The organism is Ancylomarina sp. 16SWW S1-10-2 (genome assembly GCF_009669305.1).
Classification (GTDB): Bacteria; Bacteroidota; Bacteroidia; order Bacteroidales; family Marinifilaceae; genus Ancylomarina.
In genome coordinates this window covers 157,490-177,899 of the sequence record NZ_SADB01000010.1, presented here as the reverse complement: position 1 = coordinate 177,899, position 20,410 = coordinate 157,490, and the positions used below count along the sequence as shown (strand labels likewise).

Annotated in this window: 14 protein-coding genes; 8 read left to right on the top strand and 6 right to left on the bottom strand. The window is 33.6% G+C overall.

Annotated elements, in window-relative coordinates:
* Positions 1-108: 108 nt before the first annotated feature.
* A complete protein-coding gene (locus tag EMN46_RS10340) occupies positions 109-1,431 on the top strand; it encodes a DEAD/DEAH box helicase (RefSeq protein WP_154200729.1) in 1,323 nt (440 codons plus the stop codon).
* Between the two features lie 110 nt (positions 1,432-1,541).
* Here EMN46_RS10340 and EMN46_RS10335 read toward each other — a convergent pair whose 3' ends face one another.
* The 6 genes from EMN46_RS10335 to argS form a co-directional block, all read right to left on the bottom strand.
* Positions 1,542-2,684: a hypothetical protein gene (locus EMN46_RS10335; protein WP_154200728.1), complete on the bottom strand. Its 1,143-nt coding sequence runs from the start codon at positions 2,682-2,684 to the stop codon at positions 1,542-1,544.
* Between the two features lie 16 nt (positions 2,685-2,700).
* Entirely contained in the window at positions 2,701-4,143 is a 1,443-nt protein-coding gene (locus tag EMN46_RS10330) for a SusD/RagB family nutrient-binding outer membrane lipoprotein (RefSeq protein ID WP_154200727.1), read from the bottom strand.
* Positions 4,144-4,161: 18 nt separating this feature from the next.
* The gene (locus EMN46_RS10325; protein ID WP_154200726.1) at positions 4,162-7,359 is read right to left on the bottom strand and encodes a SusC/RagA family TonB-linked outer membrane protein; all 3,198 of its coding nucleotides are present in this window, start codon (positions 7,357-7,359) and stop codon (positions 4,162-4,164) included.
* Between the two features lie 680 nt (positions 7,360-8,039).
* Positions 8,040-8,921 carry a bifunctional 5,10-methylenetetrahydrofolate dehydrogenase/5,10-methenyltetrahydrofolate cyclohydrolase gene (locus EMN46_RS10320; RefSeq protein WP_154200725.1) on the bottom strand — a complete coding sequence of 294 codons (882 nt, stop codon included), beginning with the start codon at positions 8,919-8,921 and terminating at the stop codon, positions 8,040-8,042.
* A gap of 113 nt (positions 8,922-9,034) precedes the next feature.
* Entirely contained in the window at positions 9,035-10,369 is a 1,335-nt protein-coding gene (gene ffh, locus EMN46_RS10315; RefSeq protein WP_154200724.1) for a signal recognition particle protein, read from the bottom strand.
* A 204-nt stretch (positions 10,370-10,573) separates the two neighbouring features.
* Positions 10,574-12,367 (bottom strand): arginine--tRNA ligase, encoded by a 1,794-nt coding sequence (gene argS, locus EMN46_RS10310; protein WP_154200723.1) that lies wholly within the window; start codon positions 12,365-12,367, stop codon positions 10,574-10,576.
* A gap of 297 nt (positions 12,368-12,664) precedes the next feature.
* On the opposite strand from argS, the gene EMN46_RS10305 reads away from it, so the two are divergent.
* The 7 genes from EMN46_RS10305 to trpC all read left to right on the top strand — a co-directional run bounded on the left by EMN46_RS10305 (position 12,665) and on the right by trpC (position 20,408).
* Positions 12,665-13,006 carry an avidin/streptavidin family protein gene (locus EMN46_RS10305; RefSeq protein WP_154200722.1) on the top strand — a complete coding sequence of 114 codons (342 nt, stop codon included), beginning with the start codon at positions 12,665-12,667 and terminating at the stop codon, positions 13,004-13,006.
* Between the two features lie 757 nt (positions 13,007-13,763).
* Complete coding sequence (locus tag EMN46_RS10300) at positions 13,764-15,074, top strand: aspartate kinase (RefSeq protein WP_154200721.1); 1,311 nt, start codon at positions 13,764-13,766, stop codon at positions 15,072-15,074.
* A gap of 47 nt (positions 15,075-15,121) precedes the next feature.
* Positions 15,122-16,279: a diaminopimelate decarboxylase gene (gene lysA, locus EMN46_RS10295; RefSeq protein WP_154200720.1), complete on the top strand. Its 1,158-nt coding sequence runs from the start codon at positions 15,122-15,124 to the stop codon at positions 16,277-16,279.
* A gap of 304 nt (positions 16,280-16,583) precedes the next feature.
* Positions 16,584-17,990, top strand: a complete 1,407-nt coding sequence (locus EMN46_RS10290) for an anthranilate synthase component I family protein (protein WP_154200719.1) — start codon at positions 16,584-16,586, stop codon at positions 17,988-17,990.
* Positions 17,991-18,001: 11 nt separating this feature from the next.
* Positions 18,002-18,574, top strand: a complete 573-nt coding sequence (locus tag EMN46_RS10285; protein ID WP_154200718.1) for an aminodeoxychorismate/anthranilate synthase component II — start codon at positions 18,002-18,004, stop codon at positions 18,572-18,574.
* Positions 18,575-18,619: 45 nt separating this feature from the next.
* Positions 18,620-19,615 (top strand): anthranilate phosphoribosyltransferase, encoded by a 996-nt coding sequence (gene trpD / locus EMN46_RS10280; protein ID WP_154200717.1) that lies wholly within the window; start codon positions 18,620-18,622, stop codon positions 19,613-19,615.
* A 4-nt stretch (positions 19,616-19,619) separates the two neighbouring features.
* Positions 19,620-20,408, top strand: a complete 789-nt coding sequence (gene trpC, locus EMN46_RS10275; protein ID WP_154200716.1) for an indole-3-glycerol phosphate synthase TrpC — start codon at positions 19,620-19,622, stop codon at positions 20,406-20,408.
* The last annotated feature ends 2 nt before the right edge of the window (positions 20,409-20,410 follow it).

Genomic DNA, 20,410 nt, shown 5'->3' with positions numbered 1-20,410 from the left:
TTATCAAGCAAACAATTACTATTGAGGAATTAGGAATTTTGAATTAATAATTACGAATGACAAATTACGGATTACGAATTATTACAAAAATAGAGTTACTTTTGCCACATGCAAGAAAATAAAATTAACATACAAGATATATTAAAGGGATTAGGAATTAAAGCCCTAAAACCGATGCAAGAAAAATGCATTAAAGCATGGAAAGATAATGATGATATCATTCTTCTATCTCCAACAGGTTCAGGGAAAACCTTGGCTTTTCTACTTCCACTTCTAAATCAACTTGATGAGAATATAAAAGGTGTTCAAACCTTAGTATTAGCACCATCTCGTGAACTTGCTATTCAAATTGAATCTGTTTTTAAAAGCTTATCAAGTCCTTTCAAAGTAAACTGCTGTTATGGTGGTCACGCTATGAAAATTGAGAAAAATAGTCTTTCGACTCCTCCTGCCGTTCTTATTGGAACACCTGGACGAATTGCAGACCACCTTCGTCGTGAAAACTTTTCGCCCGATAGCATCAACACCATCATTCTTGATGAGTTTGATAAATCTCTAGAACTGGGATTTCATAGAGAAATGGGTGAAATCATCGAACAATTAGAGTTTATCAAAAAAAGAATTCTAACATCAGCAACCAAAAGCGAGAGTATTCCAGAATTTACTGGCGTAAAAAATCCGTTTGAGATTAATTACCTTGTTGATGCTCCCAAAGAAACTTTAGTTGAGAAAATTGTTAGAGCTGACGGTAAAGATAAACTAACTGCCCTATTTAATTTGATTTGTCACAATGGCAATGAAGCAACCTTAGTTTTTTGTAATCATCGTGACACGGTAGATCGAATTAGTGATTTATTACAAGATTCTCATTTACAACACGACACTTTTCATGGTGGTTTAAAACAAGACGATCGGGAGAAAGCTCTAATTAAATTTAGAAACGGATCTCATCAAATTCTAATTACCACAGATTTAGCATCTAGAGGTCTTGATATCCCATCAATAAAACATGTGATACATTATCAATTGCCAACAACAGCAGATGCTTACACTCACCGTAACGGTCGTACAGCACGTATGGATGCATCAGGTTGTTCTTATTTTATATTAGCTGATAGTGATTACCTTCCCGAATTCGTTAATCAGGATATTGAAGAAATGATAATACCTGACAATATTACGCTTCCAGAAGATCCTGAATGGCTAACTATTTATTTAGATGCTGGTAAAAAGGATAAAATTAACAAAATGGACATTGTTGGCTTTTTTATGAAAAAAGGACAACTAGAAAAAGATGAACTAGGAAAGGTTGAAGTATTGGATCATTCATCGTTTGTAGCAGTAAAACGTAATATGGCTGAAAAACTTCTTAGAATGCTAAAAAACGAGCGCATCAAGAAAAAGAAAGTAAAAATGGAAGTGAGTTACTAAACTTCTACACTCTTCAAAAATAACAAACCCAACTTCTACTTAGGAGTTGGGTTTTGTTGCATAAAAAAAGAGTTGATCCGAAGATCAACTCTTTTATATAATAATAAAGCTTACTGCTGTTCGTCATACATTTCCAATGCATAATCCATCATTACAAAATCCATATCACCATCACGAACTTGATTCGTTTCTGTGATAACAATAATTCCATAATAAATATCAGCACCTTTTGTATACTTAACGATATATTTCTCATCAGCAACAACGTTATCAAGCACCATAACTGCTGTACCTGCATCAAAAGCAGACTTAAGTAATGGAAGGTTAGTCGCAGCCATCAAATCTTCATCTGCCGCATCAACAAGCACAAAAGATGTAGAATTTAATCCTGTGATACCTTGTTCAAGATTAGCATAATCGTGAGTAAACTTGATATTACAAGCCGTTTCTGCTATATCAATAACAGAATCACCTACTAAATCATACCCTGGCATATCAACGTCTACTTGAATAGAACTTGTTGCTCCTAATAAATACTCACTAACGATAATTGAACTCGTTACAGTATCAACAAAAGTACCAACTTTAGCAATCAACATTAGATTTAATGTATCTCCTTTAGTATAGTCAGATCCCATAAAAGACCAATCTAAGTCTTCAGAATCATAATCTTTAGTCCAAAGCTCAGTATACTCTTCGCTATTTAATTTAAGAGAAGCAGTAACAGCAATATCTGTCGCTGTTTTAGGTGAAACCTTGTAAGTAAAGTTTTTCACAACATCAGATAACTCATAAATTGGTTCATCAACTTCAATACCCTCACCATCTTCATCAACATCTTCTACAAATGGAATACGAAGAGAAGTAGCAGGTACCATTTCAAAAGTAGTGTACATTTCTTTTACTTTCCCATCAACTGTTGCATACACATAAGCTCTAAAACTACCATCTAAAGTATCACCTGCGACACCAAAATTAGAACGATCTAGAGTAAAAGAATACTTATTTCCTGTTGCTGTTCCTGAAGAAATTTCATTTCCATCGACTTCAATAGAAACATTAGTTACCGTTTTAGTAGTACTCATAAAATCAATTTCGGTTGCAAGCTCAGAATCTAAAATGGTAAATTCAGTTTCTGATAAGCTAAGCACTGCCGAATCATAGTAAATTTCCTTATCATCATCATCCTCACACGAAGCAAACGATACTGCCAGAAACATTACTAAAATATATTTTAAAAAATCTTTTTTCATAATTTTCATAATTTAATTAGTTTTTATCCCACCAAAGTTTAGTTGTTGCTGAGTCACCACCTATAGCAGCAGCAGCAGCATCATAATTATCCTCGTTCATATCATTTTCAGTATAAGGATAAGGGAAACGAGTAGGAATATCAGCATAAGTCATTCCTACAGGGAAATTTAAAATTGGGTAATCAAGTCTTCTCCACTCAGACCAGCCTTCAAGACCACGGTTATACATAGCTAACCATTTTTGAGTACCAATCTTTTCTTTCCATGTTCCTGTTGCAGTTGCATAAGCAACAGAAGACTGAGCTAAATAAGCATCAGCTTCAGCTTGCGTTCCACCATAATATAGAATACTTGCTGTAATACCATTATTATAATGAGACTCAGCAGTTCCACTAACAGCCCAACCTCTTTCAACAGCTTCAGCTAAAAAGAATTCCATTTCTGAATAATCAGAAAGAACAGCTTCAAATGTTGGTTCGAAAAAAGGATCACTGAAATGAGAATAATTAGAATAAGGAACACCATCCACTAAACCGAATTCGATTCCCTTATATTCACCATTTACAGTAGTAAACCATAATGGAAGACGAGGATCATTAAGATCATTCATCATATCTATTAAAGTATTTGAAGGACAATAATCATTTCGCCCATCAATTGTAAATCCATCATAAATAGTACTCACATAAGGATCAGTACCAATATATTCGAAAAAGGCACCATCTAAATTAGTATCAAATACGCCTGCAGCTACAGCCTCTAAAACTTTAGTTTCAGAACCAAAGCTTGGAACATCAGCCATACGCATAGCCATTCTTAGCTTTAAAGAATTTGCAAAAGTTTTCCATTTTGTAATATCTCCATCAAATAATAAGTCTGTATCACCAAATGAACTGTTATCGGCATTTAAATCAGCTATTGCAGCATCTAGTCTTGTAAATAAATCAGCATAAACAGTTGCTGCATCATCGTATGCTGGAGTAAAATCAGCAGCACCCATATTAGCCTCAGTATAAGGTACATTACCAAATGTTTCCGTTAAAACAGAATAGGTATAAACCTCTAAAATTTCAATAATAGCTATTTGATTTGTAGCTTGATCAGCTAAAGCTCCAGTATATTCCTCTGCTTCTATTACAGCTTTAGCATCTTCTAGATCCATTAAAACGTCTCTATAGAATTCTGCCCAAAAAGTATCTGGAATACCACGATCTTGAAAATCGTAACGAGATCCATCAGTATAAGTCACATCAGACCAATACTGAGCTAACATTCGCGATATATTAAAATTAACGTTCATGCTGTTATACTGATCTACAAAAGCAATTTCTGCATTTGTAAATAAGGTTTCTACAGGAACTTCACTTGCACTCTTCGAATCTATATTATCTTCCAATTCGCAAGAAACAATTCCCACCGTAGAAACAATCCCTAGTAATAAATATATTATTTTTTTCATCTTTTTCTTTCTTTAATATTAAAATCCTAAACTAACATTAAAACCATATGTTCTAGTTGTTGGGTAAGATGCATTAGCAATACCTTGCTTATTACCAGAACTCAGACCAGTTTCAGGATCGAAACCAGGTGTATTCTTATGTATAATCCAAAGATTACGTCCAACTGCAGAAATTACAGCTTTATTTAAGAATGTTTTACTCAAAATACTTTTAGGAAGCGTATACGACAATGTAACTTCTCTCAACTTAACATACGAAGCATCATAGATGTATCTAGCAGTTGGTGTTCGACCATAATATTGGTCTCCACCCCAACCACTTGCACTTGCAAAAGTTGTATTTTGAGTTCCATCAGCATAAACAGCATTAGCATGTAAAATACCTCCACCATCTGACACAGCATCACGCTTAGGATTTCCTTTTGAGTTTAATCCAGCAGTTTCTTTATATAAACCTGTAGCTAAACCATATTTACGGTCTACTGAATAAATATCACCACCTTGTTGAATATCAATAAGAGTACGAAGACTAATCCCTTTATAAGAGAATGTATTCGTAATACCACCAGTCCAATCAGCTTGGATGTTTCCAATTACCTTATCATCATCGGCAGTTTTTGTATAATAACCAGTAGAAGCATCAACAACTTTTTTACCATCTACGTAATTAAAATCGGTTCCTTTAAGAACGCCATAAGCTTCACCAACTGTTGCATTCAAAGTAACATCCCAAGCTGAAGTTATTGGAATATTAGTAACACCATCGTATAGACTGATAACCTCATTTTTGTTCTGAGCCCAATTAACGTTCATATCCCAATTAAAATCACTTGTTTTAATGATATGAGCATTAAGACCTAATTCAATCCCTTTATTTTCAATCTCGCCAGAATTTACATAAGCACTTGTGTACCCACTACCTTTTGAAACATTAACAGCCATAATTTGATCGTAAGACTTTGATTGATATACTGCAAAATCAAAACCAAATCGATTATCTAAGAATTTGGCTTCTAAACCAAGCTCAACACTCTCTGTTCTTTCTGATTTTAAATCAGGATTTTTCAAAGTACTGCTAACAGAGAAATTTGCTTTATCTCCCCAGTTTGTATACTGATAATAAGCAGAACTAATATTATATGGATTGGTATCATTACCTACTTCAGCATAATTACCTCTAAGCTTAGCAAAAGAAAGGAAAGATAAATCTTTCATAAAATCCAATTCTGATAGAATTAAACTACCAGAAACAGCAGGATAAAAATAAGTATTATTATCAGTTGGTAAAGTCGATGATTGATCAACTCTAAAAGATGCCTCTAAATAAGCAAAATTCTGATACCCTACTGAAAAACTTCCATAACCAGATTTAGTATTCTTCTCGCTAAGGCTTTCTACTGGAGATACAGCTACAGTACTATTAGAAACGGTATATAAACCTGGTACTATTAAACCTCCAGAAGTTTCACCGAAAATAGATTGAATATTTCTATCTAAATAATTAACACCTAATAAAGCACTTAAACTAAAATCATTTACCGTTTTATTAAATTTCAACATCAGATCACTATTCCACTCAGAAAAAGTTCTATCATAAGTAGAAAAATAAGATTGCGCATTGGATCCTTCGGCAATTCTTTCATTTTGTCTTTCTTGATAAAAATCAATAGATGTTCTATAAGTTATAGAAAACATATCATTCAACTTATAATCTAAAGCAACATGCCCAAACAATCTATTTCTTTCATCATCCTCATAATTCTTATAACGAACCCAATAAGGATTATTAGTATATGCTGGCGAAATATCAGTAGGACTAGAAGCATTCCATGTTAACTGTCCTCCATCGGCAGTTTCATAAGTATCCTTTAATCTACCAAAATCAAGATTCGTTTCAAACCACTGAGCAAGACCTTGCATCGGGTTATTATCATCATAACCAGTTCCAAAACGACCTTTACCTTTTGTATTCACATAATTAGCACTAGCAGTTGCTGTTAATTTTTCCGATAATTTATAATCAGCTTTAATAGACATACTATTCTTCTTGATCGAAGAGTTAGGAAGTATGCCACTCTCATCAGAATTTGTATAAGATAATCTAAAACTTCCAAATTCGTCTCCACCTGTTAAAGCAATACTATTTGTCAATTTCACACCTGTCTCGAAAAAATCGTAAACTTTAGAATTCGGAGCAACCCATGGTCTTGTTTCACCATAATTATCAGCAGTAGGGTCAAGAGCATCCCAATGTACAACGTTCATATTAGGGTCGAAAGCTGGCCCCCAAGAAGCATCATCATTTACATTAACAACGGTTTCACCATTCAATCCATTACTACCTGCAAAAGTCCAGTCTTGTGAATAACCTGCACCATACTCATATTGGTACTCAGGCATCGTTTCTCTATTTATAGTACTAAATGTAACACCCGAATTAATAGAGACACCTATACCTTTTCTCTTTTTCCCTTTTTTAGTTGTAATCAAAACAACACCATTAGCAGCTCTAGATCCATAAAGAGCAGATGCAGCAGCACCTTTCAAAATAGAAACAGACTCTACATCATCAGGGTTTATATCAGAAGCAGCATTACCATAGTCATAACCACCCCAACCACTTGACTGGTCAGCAGTATTCGTATTGGAATTATCCATAGGTACACCATCAACCACAAAAAGAGCTTGATTATTCCCCGATATTGAAGTTGAACCACGAATTATAATATTCGCAGATCCTCCCATTGTGTTAGCTTGACGAATACTTACACCAGCTACTTTACCCGATAATGAATTAATGATATTAGATTCTTTACCTTCACTTATTGATTCTCCGCCAACTTCCGTTACAGCATAACCTAAAGATTTTTTATCTCTAGTTATACCCAAGGCAGTAACAACAACTTCATCCATATCAATAGATTCAGTTTCAAGTACTACATTAATAACAGTTTGCGAACCAATCGTTACATTTTGGGAAATCATCCCCACAAAGCTATAAACAAGCACATCACTTGCCGAAGCTTCAATACTATATCTTCCATCCATATCTGTACTAGCACCAACAGTGGTACCTTTTATAACAACAGATACTCCAGGCATTCCTAGCCCGTCATCGGCACTAGTTACAGCACCGGAAATTTCCTTGCTTTGCGCAGTTACTATTTGAGTCCCTACTAGAAGTAGAAAAGCAAATAGTCCAATTAATTTTTTCATAAAAAATTCTTTTTAGTTAGTAGTAAATAAAAATGCAAATGGTCTAAAATTGTATTAGTCAGTCATAAATGTACCACATTAAATGGATTTAACAATCATTAACAAAGCCTTAACATACCTTAACACGTATGATTGCGGTAATAAATTATAACATAATAAAGGATAAATAACATTTTGTTATAAAAAACACAATCGTTTGCTGAAAAATTATAAACGCCTAACAATCAGATACTAAAAACTTGCATAAGAAAACAAAAGATGCAGGCTGATTAGAACATAAAAATGACATTCACACATCTATTTTTATTTTTAAAAAAAAATAAAAAAATACAACAACCCTAAAAAAAGGACCATAACAGTCCAAAAAAAACACTTTTAAAACCCTCGAAACCTTAAAAAAAACACAACTGAACACAAAAAAAAACTAATTATAGAGATGTTCGATAAAATATCAGAAATTAAAAATTAGGTTTAGACATCATTAACTACATCTCTATATCAAATTACACTATATATAAGAACAACAACGAGACCCTTTTACAGGTTCAAAAAAACAATCTTTCGACTCTTTAAGCGTTTCTTTTTTCACCGTTCCATTTAAGATATGTACATTGAGTTTGTAAAAAAAAAGGGATGATTCAATTAAGAATCATCCCTTATATATTATATGGAACTAGTTACTACGAATAGATCTCTTTTTTAGACGCTAGTAATGTATTTTGAAGTAATGACACAATTGTCATAGGACCAACCCCACCCGGAACAGGTGTTATAAATGAACACTTAGGAGCAACCTCATCGAATTTAACGTCGCCAATAAGTTTCCATCCTGATTTTGTTTTATCAGATTTGATTCTATGAATTCCCACATCAATTACTGTAGCACCCTCTTTAACCATATCTTTAGTTAAAAATTCAGGCATGCCTAATGCAACAATTACAATATCTGCTTCACGAGTAATTTCAGGTATATTCTTTGTACGACTATGACAAAGTGTTACGGTACAATCTCCATGCGTAGCCTTACGTGACATAAGAATACTCATTGGCGTACCAACAATATTACTTCGACCAAGAACAACACAGTTTTTACCAGAAGTTTCAATTTTATATCGTTTCAATAACTCAACAATTCCTGCTGGTGTAGCTGGTAAGTATGTAGGAAGTGTTGCAACCATTTTACCAACATTCATAGGATGAAATCCATCAACATCTTTTTCAGGACAAATTGTTTCAATCACTTTAGATTCCGAAATATGCTTTGGCAAAGGTAATTGAACAATTAAACCGTCAACTGAATCATCTTGATTCACTTTTTTAATCTCAGCCAACAACTCATCTTCAGTGATTGTGTCTTCAAACCTAAACTCAGAAGAATCAAAGCCAACTTGATGACAGGCTTTAACTTTAGCAGCCACATAAGTTTCGCTGGCACCATCGTGTCCAACAATAATAGCCGCTAGGTGTGGCTTTTTACCACCTTTTTTAATAAGCTCTACTACTTCAGCTGCAATCTCTTGCTTTACTTCAGCCGAAATTTTTTTTCCATCGATTAATTGCATGACTAGTTATGTATCTGTGATAAATTTAATGCAACCTATTTACTGGCCACAAATCATTATTATTAAATAATAAAAAATGCCTGACCTAAAGGCCAAGCATTTTTATATTTTGTCTATCGCTTTCCCATCGGAAGTTTACCCATCATTCGGGACATTTTTCCACCTTTGGACATCATCTTCATCAATTTTCGAGTTTCATCGAATTGTTTAATCAAACGATTCACATCCTGAATATTTGATCCGCTACCATCGGCAATACGTTTTCGTCGAGATCCGTTCAATAAAGTTGGATTTTCACGTTCCAATGGAGTCATTGAATATATAATAGCTTCGATACCCTTAAAGGCATCATCATCGATATCAACATTTTTAAGTGCTTTACCCACACCAGGAATCATAGATGCTAAATCTTTAAGATTACCCATTTTCTTGATTTGAGAAATCTGAGAAAGGAAATCATTAAAGTTGAATTGATTTTTAGCAATCTTCTTTTGTAAACTACGAGCTTCATCGGCATCGAACTGCTCCTGTGCACGCTCAACAAGTGAAACAATATCTCCCATACCCAAAATACGATCAGCCATACGTGATGGATGGAAAACATCAAGCGCTTCCATTTTTTCACCCGTACCAACAAACTTAATTGGTTTATTTACAACTGTACGAATAGATAAAGCAGCACCACCACGCGTATCACCATCAAGTTTTGTTAATACAACACCGTCAAAGTCTAATCTATCATTAAACTCTTTAGCTGTATTTACGGCATCTTGACCTGTCATTGAATCGACTACAAACAAAATTTCAGAAGGATTGATCGCTTTTTTAACAGCTTCAATCTCCTTCATCATTGTTTCATCAACAGCCAAACGACCTGCTGTATCAACAATAATGATATCATTTCCTTTAGCTTTTGCTTCTTTAATTGCAGCTTCGGCAATTTTAACTGGGTTTTTATTATCCTTATCGGAATAAACAGGAACACCAATTTGCTCACCTAAAACATGCAACTGATCTATTGCAGCAGGACGATAAACATCACCCGCAACCAACAAAGGATTCATAGAACGCTTTGTCTTAAGTAAAAGAGCTAACTTCCCTGAAAATGTTGTTTTACCAGAACCTTGAAGACCAGCAATAAGAATAACAGCAGGATTTCCTTTTGTCTCAATATCAACAAACTCATTTCCCATCAATTCAGCCAACTCATCGTGAACTATTTTCACCATTAATTGATTTGGCTTCAATGAAGTCAGTACATTTTGTCCTAATGCTTTTTCTTTTACTGTATTAGTAAACGACTTAGCGATTTTAAAATTGACATCGGCATCAAGTAAAGCACGACGAACATCCTTTAACGTTTCAGCTATATTTATTTCTGTGATCTTTCCTTGACCTTTCAATATTTGAAAGGACCGCTCAAGTCTTTCATTAAGATTTTCAAACATTCTTTGACTGATTTTTTTAAGTTCCCTGCAAAAATAGAAAATTCTGAGTATTTGCTTATATCTCTAGTCATCTTTTAATAAGACACCTACTTAAAAGTCAAAACAGATTTTCTTGCTATTAATTTGAATAAGCTCCTTAAATAAAGAATCAACTCATTCCTATATTCTATTATTTGTATCGGCATTAAGCCAGTACAACTATATTTACATTCTCTCTGGCAAACTAACTCCTAACAAGCTCATTCCCGACTTAATAATTTCTGCTACTTGTTTAGATAAAACAAAACGGAAATTTCTAAGATCTTCGTTCTCCTCTTTGTTCATAGGAAAATCGTGATAAAACTGATTGTACTCCTTAGACAAATCGTAAACGTAATTTGAAATTATAGCTGGGCTTTTATCGCGACCTGCATCCTTTATTACGTTTGGATAATTTGCTAGTAACTGAATTAAAAACGATTCTTTTTCAGAAATAACTAAATCAAATTTAGCCAAAACTGGAATTTCAATACCACTTTCAACTGCTTTACGTAATACAGATTGAATACGTGTATATGTATATTGAATAAATGGACCTGTATTGCCATTAAAATCAATAGAGTCTTTAGGATTAAACATCATATTCTTTTTAGGATCAACCTTAAGAATAAAATATTTTAATGCGCCCATCGCAACTTTATAATAAACATCCTCAGCTTCTTCTTTTGAATAACCTGACAATTTACCTAATTCTTCAGAAGTTTCACGAGCCGTGTTAACCATCTCATTCATCAAATCGTCAGCATCAACAACAGTACCTTCACGAGATTTCATTTTACCCTCAGGTAATTCAACCATACCATAAGATAGGTGCTGAATTTTATCATGCCATTCGTAACCTAATTTTCCCATAACTAGAGAAAGAACCTGGAAATGATAATTTTGCTCATTACCTACAACATAAATGTGCTCATCAATTTTATACTCATTAAAACGCTCGTAAGCTGTTCCAATATCTTGAGTCATATATACCGATGTTCCATCATCACGTAGTAATAATTTATGATCTAAACCATCGGATTCTAAATTAGCCCAAACCGATCCTGTTTCTTTTTGGTAAAGAACGCCTTCTTCAAGGCCACGCATAACAATAGCCTTACCTTTTTTATATGTATCCGATTCGAAGTAAACTTTATCGAAATCGACTCCCATTGTTTTGTAAGTAATTTCGAAACCAGCTAATACCCAATCGTTCATTTTACGCCAAAGGGCAACTGTTTCTTCATCTCCAGCTTCCCACTTCACAAGCATTTCTTGAGCTTCGATTAATAGAGGAGATTTCTTTTTAGCCTCATCAGCTTCCATGCCGCTAGCAACTAAAGTTGCAACTTCTTTTTTATATTCTTGATCAAACTTAACATAGTATTTTCCAACCAAATGGTCACCTTTGATTCCCGTCGATTCAGGTGTTTCACCTTCTCCAAAACGCAACCAAGCCAACATCGATTTACAGATATGAATACCTCTATCATTAACAAGATTAACCTTAATAACTTCTAGTCCGTTTGCCTTAAGAATTTGTGCAACAGAATAACCTAATAAGTTATTTCTAATGTGTCCAAGATGAAGAGGCTTATTGGTATTAGGTGATGAATATTCAATCATGACCTTTCTAGCTCCTTCTTTCAAAGGAATAAAACCGTAATTATCTGTATTAACAGCTTCGTTTAAAACAGAAAGCCAATATGAATTATCAATTACTAAATTCAAAAATCCTTTTACAATATTAAAAGAAGGAATAGAATCTATATTCTCTTGTAAATAATTTCCAAGATCGTTAGCAGTTTCCTCAGGTGATTTCTTAGAGAAGCGCAAAAATGGAAAAACAACAACTGTTAAATCTCCTTCAAATTCGCGTCGGGTCTTCTGAATCTGAACACTATCCTCTTCAACTATCTGACCATAGCAAGCACTTATAGCCTCTACTACTTTACCTTTTATAATACTTTCAATACTCATTTAAAAATTCTTTATTCAGGAAATAAATTTAATAGTCTTAACTAATATATTTTACGCCCTCATGAAATTAAAATAATTCAAAACTGATACGCTTAATCTTTTTATCCAAAATTAAGATCAATACTCGAATTTGCAAAGATAGCATGAATTCCAAAAGAAACATATTTTCAAAGTCTAGAAATCTTGTTAAAATCACATATTTCACCTATATTAATACAAATAAATTTGATCAGTTTAATCATTCCGTCTAGAAACATAGCTTTCTGAGAAATGTTTCAGATATAAAACATCTGCTCTATGGACATAAATTTAAACGGTTACTGGCAAAATCAGCATGATTCCGAAATGAATCTAAAAATTGATGGTGAAAATATTACAGGAACATTTCAAACCAAAATAGGCGTTCCCAATTTCGATGAAAAATTTGAAATTATTGGACGTCTTAAAGGTAATCTTATTGCTTTCATTGTTGATTTTAGCAAATATGGATCTCTAGCCTGTTGGACAGGCCAAATAGAAATTGACGATATTGGCGTTGTTATTCATTCGATGTACCACCTTTCTCAAACAGATAGAAAAAGTGAAGATAAAGTACCTAAAGCTATTATTACTGGAGTAGGAACTTTCAGAAAACCATGATACCTAGGGTTCGATATGCTAATATAAACAACATTAAAAACTCACTTAACAATTATAATATAGACAGATTAATACGACACCAATTATTTGTAGGATAATATCATTAACAATCATCTAATTAAGCTTCTTTAACTCACTTGTTTTTTTCACAATAAAATAATAATGTATCTTTGTGAATACAAAACAAGTTGATTTCTACAATCAATTCTAAACTCTGAATCACACGAGTTTAGTCGTTTTCATAGGTTAGATTTAGGTTAGTAAGAAAACTCAGGTGGGGACCTGAGTTTTTCTATTTATACAAACGACCAATAACTTTTCTAATCAACTTTCCAAACTCTAACTAGCACTTATAACTGACTTACTAACACGAAAAGCTTACACTTTTATAAAGATTAATTGTTATCTGCAAAAATACTTAAAAGTGTGAAATTCTAAACAACTGGTGAAATAAATAATTATTTGTGAAATTTTATTCGATTTAGTTTTTTCATCTTAATTTTTTCATCATATTTGTAGCCATAAAAATAAAACAAATGCAAACACTATTTACAACAATGTATAAACAGATAAAGCGCAATAAGCACTATTGAATTACTACTTGTGGAATAATGTGAAGCTTTAAATTATACGAAAGCCTGCAGATATTCTGCAGGCTTTCTTTGTACTTATAGCTTATATATTATAATTTGATCCTTGAATAACCATTCACAAAAAAATCAAGCTTTAAATTTTCAAACTATTACAAATCCACAATATGAAAATCCTAAAATTTGGCGGAACATCCGTTGGAACACCTCAAAGAATCCAAAAGCTAGCTGAAATCGTACAAAATGAAGACTCATGTATTGTCGTTCTTTCAGCTATGGCTGGAACAACCAATGCATTAGTTGAAATTACAGAGTTCCTTTATAAAGGAGATGATAAAAATGCGCTTCAACGAATTGAAGAGCTTCAGCAGAGCTACATCTTAAGAGTAAATGAATTATATACAAGGGAAAAATATATAACTAAAGGCTTAGAATTAATCAATTCGCACTTTGTTTATATTAGAAACTTTGTACATAAAACGTTTACTCAACTTCAAGAAAAAGCAGTATTAGCTCAAGGTGAATTAATTTCGACTGCTATGTTCCACTACCATCTAGAAGAAAATGATATTGATTCAGTACTGCTTCCTGCTCTTAATTTTATGAGAATTGATAAGGACGGGGAACCTGATAGTTATTACATTCAAGAAAATCTGAAAAGAGAAATCGATCAGCACACTCAAACAAAACTGTTTATTACTCAAGGCTATATCTGTAGAAATGCTTATGGCGAAGTCGATAATCTTCACCGAGGAGGAAGTGATTACTCAGCTTCGCTTATTGGTGTAGCAATTGATGCAGAAGAAGTTCAAATTTGGACTGATATTGATGGGTTTCACAATAACGATCCACGTTTTGTAGAAGACACTTATGCTATTAGCGAACTGTCTTTTGACGAGGCTGCAGAGTTAGCCTATTTTGGTGCAAAAATTATGCATCCAGCGAGTGTTCTACCATGTAAATTAAGCAACTTACCTGTACGTCTTAAAAACACATTAAGTCCTACCGATGAAGGAACTTTAATTTCGCCCAAACTAAATCATAAACGTATTAAAGCTGTTGCCGCTAAAGATGGTATTACAGCGGTAAAAATCAAATCGGGGCGTATGTTACTCGCCTATGGATTCATAAGAAAAATATTTGAAGTATTTGAAATTTACAAAACGCCTATTGATATGATTACAACTTCTGAAGTTGCCGTATCACTAACAATTGACGACACCAGTCGACTTAAAGAAATTGAAGCTGAATTGGAGAAATTAGGGACTGTTGAAATTGACTACAATCAATCAATTGTTTGTATTGTAGGAGACTTTATATCTGAAGCATCAGGTTCAGCTAAATTAGTATTTGAAGCTCTAGAAGAAACACCTCTTAGGATGATTTCTTATGGAGGAAGCGATCACAACATTTCAGTATTAGTTGATCAAGAAGACAAGGTTAAAGCCTTAAATTCATTGAACAAACTTTTCAAATAGAAAATGTCAGCGTTTAATTATTGAATCAACTTCTAAACTTAACACACATGATTAATTCATCTACATATAACTATTTAAACTCACAAGAGACTCCATTCTACTACTACGATATGGAGCTCCTAGAGAAAAGTTTGATCAGCATTAAAAACGAAGCTGCTCTATATAACTTTCAGGTCCATTACGCCATAAAAGCAAATGCAAACCCACGCATTCTTTCACTAATTCAATCGTACGGACTTGGAGCTGATTGTGTGAGTGGAAATGAAATTAAAAGATCAATAGAAAATGGATTTCCTACAAATAAAATTGTATTTGCAGGTGTTGGTAAATCGGATAAGGAGATTGAACTAGCTCTTGACACGAATATATTTTGTTTCAATTGTGAATCAATTCCGGAAATCGAAGTCATTGAAGAAATTGCCAAGTCAAAAAATAAAGTTGCTAATATCGCTTTAAGAATAAATCCTAATGTAAATGCGAATACGCATCATTATATTACAACTGGAATAGCTGAAAATAAATTCGGTATTAATCCCTGGGAGTTTGAAGAAATTATTGGAATTTTAAAAGCATCTAAAAATCTAAATCTAATTGGATTACATTTCCATATTGGATCTCAAATTGTCGATTTAAGTGTTTTTAAAAGCCTTTGTATTCGTATAAATGAGATTCAAGATTGGTTTCAAAGTCATCAAATTATTGTGGAACATATTAATGTTGGCGGTGGTTTAGGAATCAATTACCATCAACCAGATGAAGAACCTATTCCTGATTTTAAAAACTACTTTGCCATATTTAATGAGTTTCTAAATCTAAAAGCAAATCAAAAAGTTCATTTTGAACTAGGTCGATCAGTTGTTTGTCAATGCGGCAGCTTAATTTCTCGTGTTTTATATGTCAAAAAAGGGATCAACACAAAATTTGCAATTTTAGATGCAGGAATGACTGAATTACTTCGTCCTGCACTTTATCAAGCATTTCATAAAATAGAGAATCTAAGTTCGAATAAAGCTCTCGAAAACTATGATGTGGTTGGACCAATATGTGAATCATCAGACTGTTTCGGGAAAGCCGTATCATTACCAGAGACGAAAAGGAATGACCTAATTTCCATTCGATCGACAGGAGCTTATGGAGAAGCTATGGCATCGGAATACAACTTAAGAACGATTGCAAAGTCATTTTTTTCGAACGATATTAAATAACCGTAAAAGCTGATTATCTGACAATTAAACATCTATTTAGATAAAAACTATTAACTATTAACCAGGAACATTTGGATTTTTAAATTAAAATTCAAATATTTGTAGCAATCTAATAAGAAATAACCATGAACGCTTTTGTTTGTAAATTTTGGTGGTGGCACAATACTAATCTCTCATATACACTGAGCAGAAACGTCCGCCCCTATATGCAAATTTTAAGCCTTTAATTTAAAGATAAAAACAGCATCAAGCGACCTACTGATTATTCAGTAGGTCGCTTTTTTTTACTCAAAATTTCAAAACCATGATCAAGTTCAAACATTATAAAAAACAAATGCTAGCCGATGTGATTACACCGGTAAGCATGTATCTTAAACTTAGAGACCGTTTTCCACAGAGCATTCTCCTAGAAAGTTCCGACTATCATAGTCCTGAAAACGCAAGTTCTTTTATTGCATTAGAACCAATCGCAAATATTTGTCTAAAAGATAATTTATTGATTGAAAGTATTGGGACAGAAAGAATAGAAACACACATAAAAGGTCAACCTGTTGGATTCTTAGCTAATAAACTTGAAAAATTCGTAAAACAGTTTGATCTGGAAGACAAGGATGAAATAAATAAAGCAAATGCTCTATTTGGTTATACCTCGTTTGATGCTGTTCCTGGCTTCGAAAGTTTGAATTTTATAGAGAAACCAGGAGAAAAGATTCCGCAACTCTCCTACTCTCTTTATAGATTTATTATAGAAGTTAATCACTTTAACAATACACTTACCATAGTTGAGTTAACTCAAAACAATGAAGAGTCGAGAATAAAAGAGATTGAAGATTTACTTCGTAATCACAATGTTCCAAGTTTTAATTTCTCATTAAAAAATGAAGAAGAAAAAACAAACATGACCGATCAAGCCTACCTTGATATGGTTGAAAAAGGAATACAACATTGCAAACGTGGTGATGTTTTTCAAATTGTTCTTTCGAGATCATTTTCAAAAGCTTATAAAGGCGATGATTTCAACCTTTATAGAGCCCTTCGATCTGTAAACCCTTCTCCTTACCTATTTTATTTCGACTGTGGTTCATTTAGAATTATGGGCTCATCACCCGAGGCTCAAATAGAGGTGAAAAACAATAAAGCATATATACATCCTATTGCTGGAACATTCCGCAGGACAGGTAATGCTTTGCAGGATGTTGAATTAGCAAAACAGCTTCAAGCTGATGAAAAAGAACAATCAGAACACGTTATGCTAGTCGATTTAGCCAGAAATGATTTGAGTCGAAATGCAACAAATATAAAAATCGAAACCTTTCGTGAGGTTCAATTTTATTCTCATGTTATTCATTTGGTCTCAAAAGTATCTGGAGAGTTACCTAAAAATTACAACACCTTTGAATTAATTGGGAATACTTTTCCTGCAGGAACCTTATCAGGCGCGCCAAAATATAAAGCGATGGAACTTATAGACAAATATGAGCCTACAAGTCGTGGTTTTTATGGTGGATGTATCGGCTCAATTGGCTTTAATGGTGAAGTTAATCAAGCTATTATGATTCGTACCTTCCTAAGTAAAGATAATACCTTGTATTATCAGGCTGGAGCAGGTGTTGTTGAAAAATCAATAGCTGAGAATGAATTAAAGGAAGTAGATAATAAGTTAGCAGCCCTTAGAAAAGCAATGATAATTGCTGAAGGCATCAGTAAATAATAGAAAATAGCATGAAAATATTAGTCTTAGATAATTACGATTCATTCACATATAACTTGGTTGAATATTTACGTCAACTAAACATTGGTGAAATAGAAATTCATCGCAATAGAGAAATTGACCTAGAAGAGGTTGAAAAGTTCGACAAAATTCTTCTTTCACCAGGACCTGGAATCCCTGACGAAGCTGGCATATTGAAAGCTTTGATAGAAAAATATGCCGCTACAAAATCAATTTTAGGCATTTGCTTAGGTCATCAAGCAATTGCGGAAGTATTTGGTGGCGTATTAGAAAATCCCGAAAAGGTATATCATGGCATAGCCAATGACATTACAAAATGCAGCGAAAATTCAAAAGTATTAAAAGATATTCCTCAAGTTTTTAAAGCTGGACGTTACCACTCGTGGAATGTAGCCGAAACGGGATTACCTGATTGCCTAGAAGTAACATGTAGAGATGATGCAAAGATGATTATGGGTTTAAGACACAAAGAATACGATGTGGAAGGTATTCAATTCCATCCCGAATCTATTCTTACCCCAGAAGGACTACAGATGATTGAGAATTGGCTAAAAAAAAATTAATCAACATTTAGTAATTCATTAATCATTCAAGATAAAAAAGACAACATGAAAAATATATTACATCATTTATTCGAATACAAAACACTTACAAAGCAAGAAGCTGAAGAGGTTTTAATACACATTACAAAAGGCGAATACAATGAAGCTCAAATCATCGCTTTTCTTACCGTATTTCAAATGCGAAGTATAACTGTTGATGAACTAAGTGGCTTTAGAACTGCTCTTTTGAAAATGGGTATTCCTATTGATTTGAGTGATTACAATTGTATCGATCTATGTGGTACTGGTGGCGATACTAAAAACACGTTTAATATATCAACATTAGCTTCGTTTATCGTAGCAGGCTCTGGCGAAATGGTTAGTAAACACGGGAATTACTCGGTATCTTCATTCTGTGGGTCATCGAATGTAATCGAACATTTAGGTTATCAGTTTAAGGATACGGAAAACGAACTAAAAGAAGATTTGGAGCGATCGGGCATTTGTTTTTTACATGCACCACGTTTCAACCCTGCAATGAAAAATGTAGCATCCATTAGAAGAAACCTAGGTATAAGAACGTTTTTCAACATGCTAGGACCTTTAGTTAACCCATCTCAACCCAAAAATCAAATTGTAGGCGTTTATGATTTAGAGTTGGCTCGACTATATAATTATGTATTGCAAGAAACAGAGACCAATTATACAATCATTCACAATATTGATGGTTATGACGAAATTGCCTTAACGGATAAAGTAAAACTGATATCAAATAATAGAGAAGAAATACTTACTCCTCACGACTTAGGATTTAAGCTTTTAGCTCCAGAAGAATTATATGGAGGACAATCTGTTGAAGAAGCTGCCAAACTCTTTGTTAAAGTTTTAAAGGGGAATGGTAGCGAGGCTCAAAACTCCGTATGTATTGCTAATGCCGGCACAGGTATCCATTGTCTCCATCCAGAACTATCGAGAGAAGATGCTATGGATAGAGCTAGAGTATCATTGGAATCGGGTAAGGCAATGAATGCACTTAACAAACTTGTTCAAAAAGAAATCTAAAATTATGCACGATATATTACGCACTATTGTAGAACAAAAACATAAAGAAGTCGCCCTTCTTAAGACACAATTCAGCATTGATGAGCTTAAGAAACAAGCGCTCTTTAATCGAACTTGTTATTCGGCAAAGACAGCAATCTTAAACGAGAAGAAATCTGGGATTATATCTGAATTTAAAAGACAATCGCCTAAGAAAGGACCAATTAATGCGGATGCTAACATTAAAAAAGTACTTGAATCGTACCAAGAAGCAAATGTATCGATAGTATCTGTTTTAACAGACAAAACCTTTTTTGGAGCACGTGATGATGATTTTCAAAATGCTAGAAAATACCTTAATATACCACTTTTGCGTAAGGATTTCTTAATAGATCCTTATCAGGTCTATCAAAGCAAAGCAATGGGTGCAGATTTAATTCTATTAATAGCAGCAATTCTAACTCCCCAAGAAGTGGAAAACATGAGTAAAATTGCTAAAGATTTAGGCTTAGAGATTCTTTTGGAGATTCACAATGAAGAAGAGTTGGATCGCATTAACCCATTAATAGACTTGGTTGGCATAAACAATCGCAACTTAAAAGACTTCTCTGTAGATCTAAATCATTCCATAAAATTGTCGGAACAAATCCCTAATACTTTCGTAAAAGTTGCTGAAAGCGGTATTAAAGGAGAAAGTGACATTCGCTTTTTAAGATCAAATGGCTTTCAAGCCTTTCTAATTGGCGAATACTTTATGAAACACGATAATCCTGGTGAAATATGTTCTGAATTAACACATAAGCTAAGTCTTTAATA

Excerpts from the sequence above, each read along its gene's own strand:
- EMN46_RS10305 (WP_154200722.1), top strand. The coding sequence starts at position 12,665 with ATGGACATAAATTTAAACGGTTACTGGCAAAATCAGCATGATTCCGAA.
- EMN46_RS10320 (WP_154200725.1), bottom strand. The coding sequence starts at position 8,921 with ATGCAATTAATCGATGGAAAAAAAATTTCGGCTGAAGTAAAGCAAGAG.
- trpC (WP_154200716.1), top strand. The coding sequence starts at position 19,620 with ATGCACGATATATTACGCACTATTGTAGAACAAAAACATAAAGAAGTC.
- EMN46_RS10330 (WP_154200727.1), bottom strand. The coding sequence starts at position 4,143 with ATGAAAAAAATAATATATTTATTACTAGGGATTGTTTCTACGGTGGGA.
- EMN46_RS10290 (WP_154200719.1), top strand. The coding sequence starts at position 16,584 with ATGATCAAGTTCAAACATTATAAAAAACAAATGCTAGCCGATGTGATT.
- trpD (WP_154200717.1), top strand. The coding sequence starts at position 18,620 with ATGAAAAATATATTACATCATTTATTCGAATACAAAACACTTACAAAG.
- argS (WP_154200723.1), bottom strand. The coding sequence starts at position 12,367 with ATGAGTATTGAAAGTATTATAAAAGGTAAAGTAGTAGAGGCTATAAGT.
- EMN46_RS10300 (WP_154200721.1), top strand. The coding sequence starts at position 13,764 with ATGAAAATCCTAAAATTTGGCGGAACATCCGTTGGAACACCTCAAAGA.
- EMN46_RS10335 (WP_154200728.1), bottom strand. The coding sequence starts at position 2,684 with ATGAAAAAAGATTTTTTAAAATATATTTTAGTAATGTTTCTGGCAGTA.
- ffh (WP_154200724.1), bottom strand. The coding sequence starts at position 10,369 with ATGTTTGAAAATCTTAATGAAAGACTTGAGCGGTCCTTTCAAATATTG.
- EMN46_RS10285 (WP_154200718.1), top strand. The coding sequence starts at position 18,002 with ATGAAAATATTAGTCTTAGATAATTACGATTCATTCACATATAACTTG.
- EMN46_RS10340 (WP_154200729.1), top strand. The coding sequence starts at position 109 with ATGCAAGAAAATAAAATTAACATACAAGATATATTAAAGGGATTAGGA.
- lysA (WP_154200720.1), top strand. The coding sequence starts at position 15,122 with ATGATTAATTCATCTACATATAACTATTTAAACTCACAAGAGACTCCA.
- EMN46_RS10325 (WP_154200726.1), bottom strand. The coding sequence starts at position 7,359 with ATGAAAAAATTAATTGGACTATTTGCTTTTCTACTTCTAGTAGGGACT.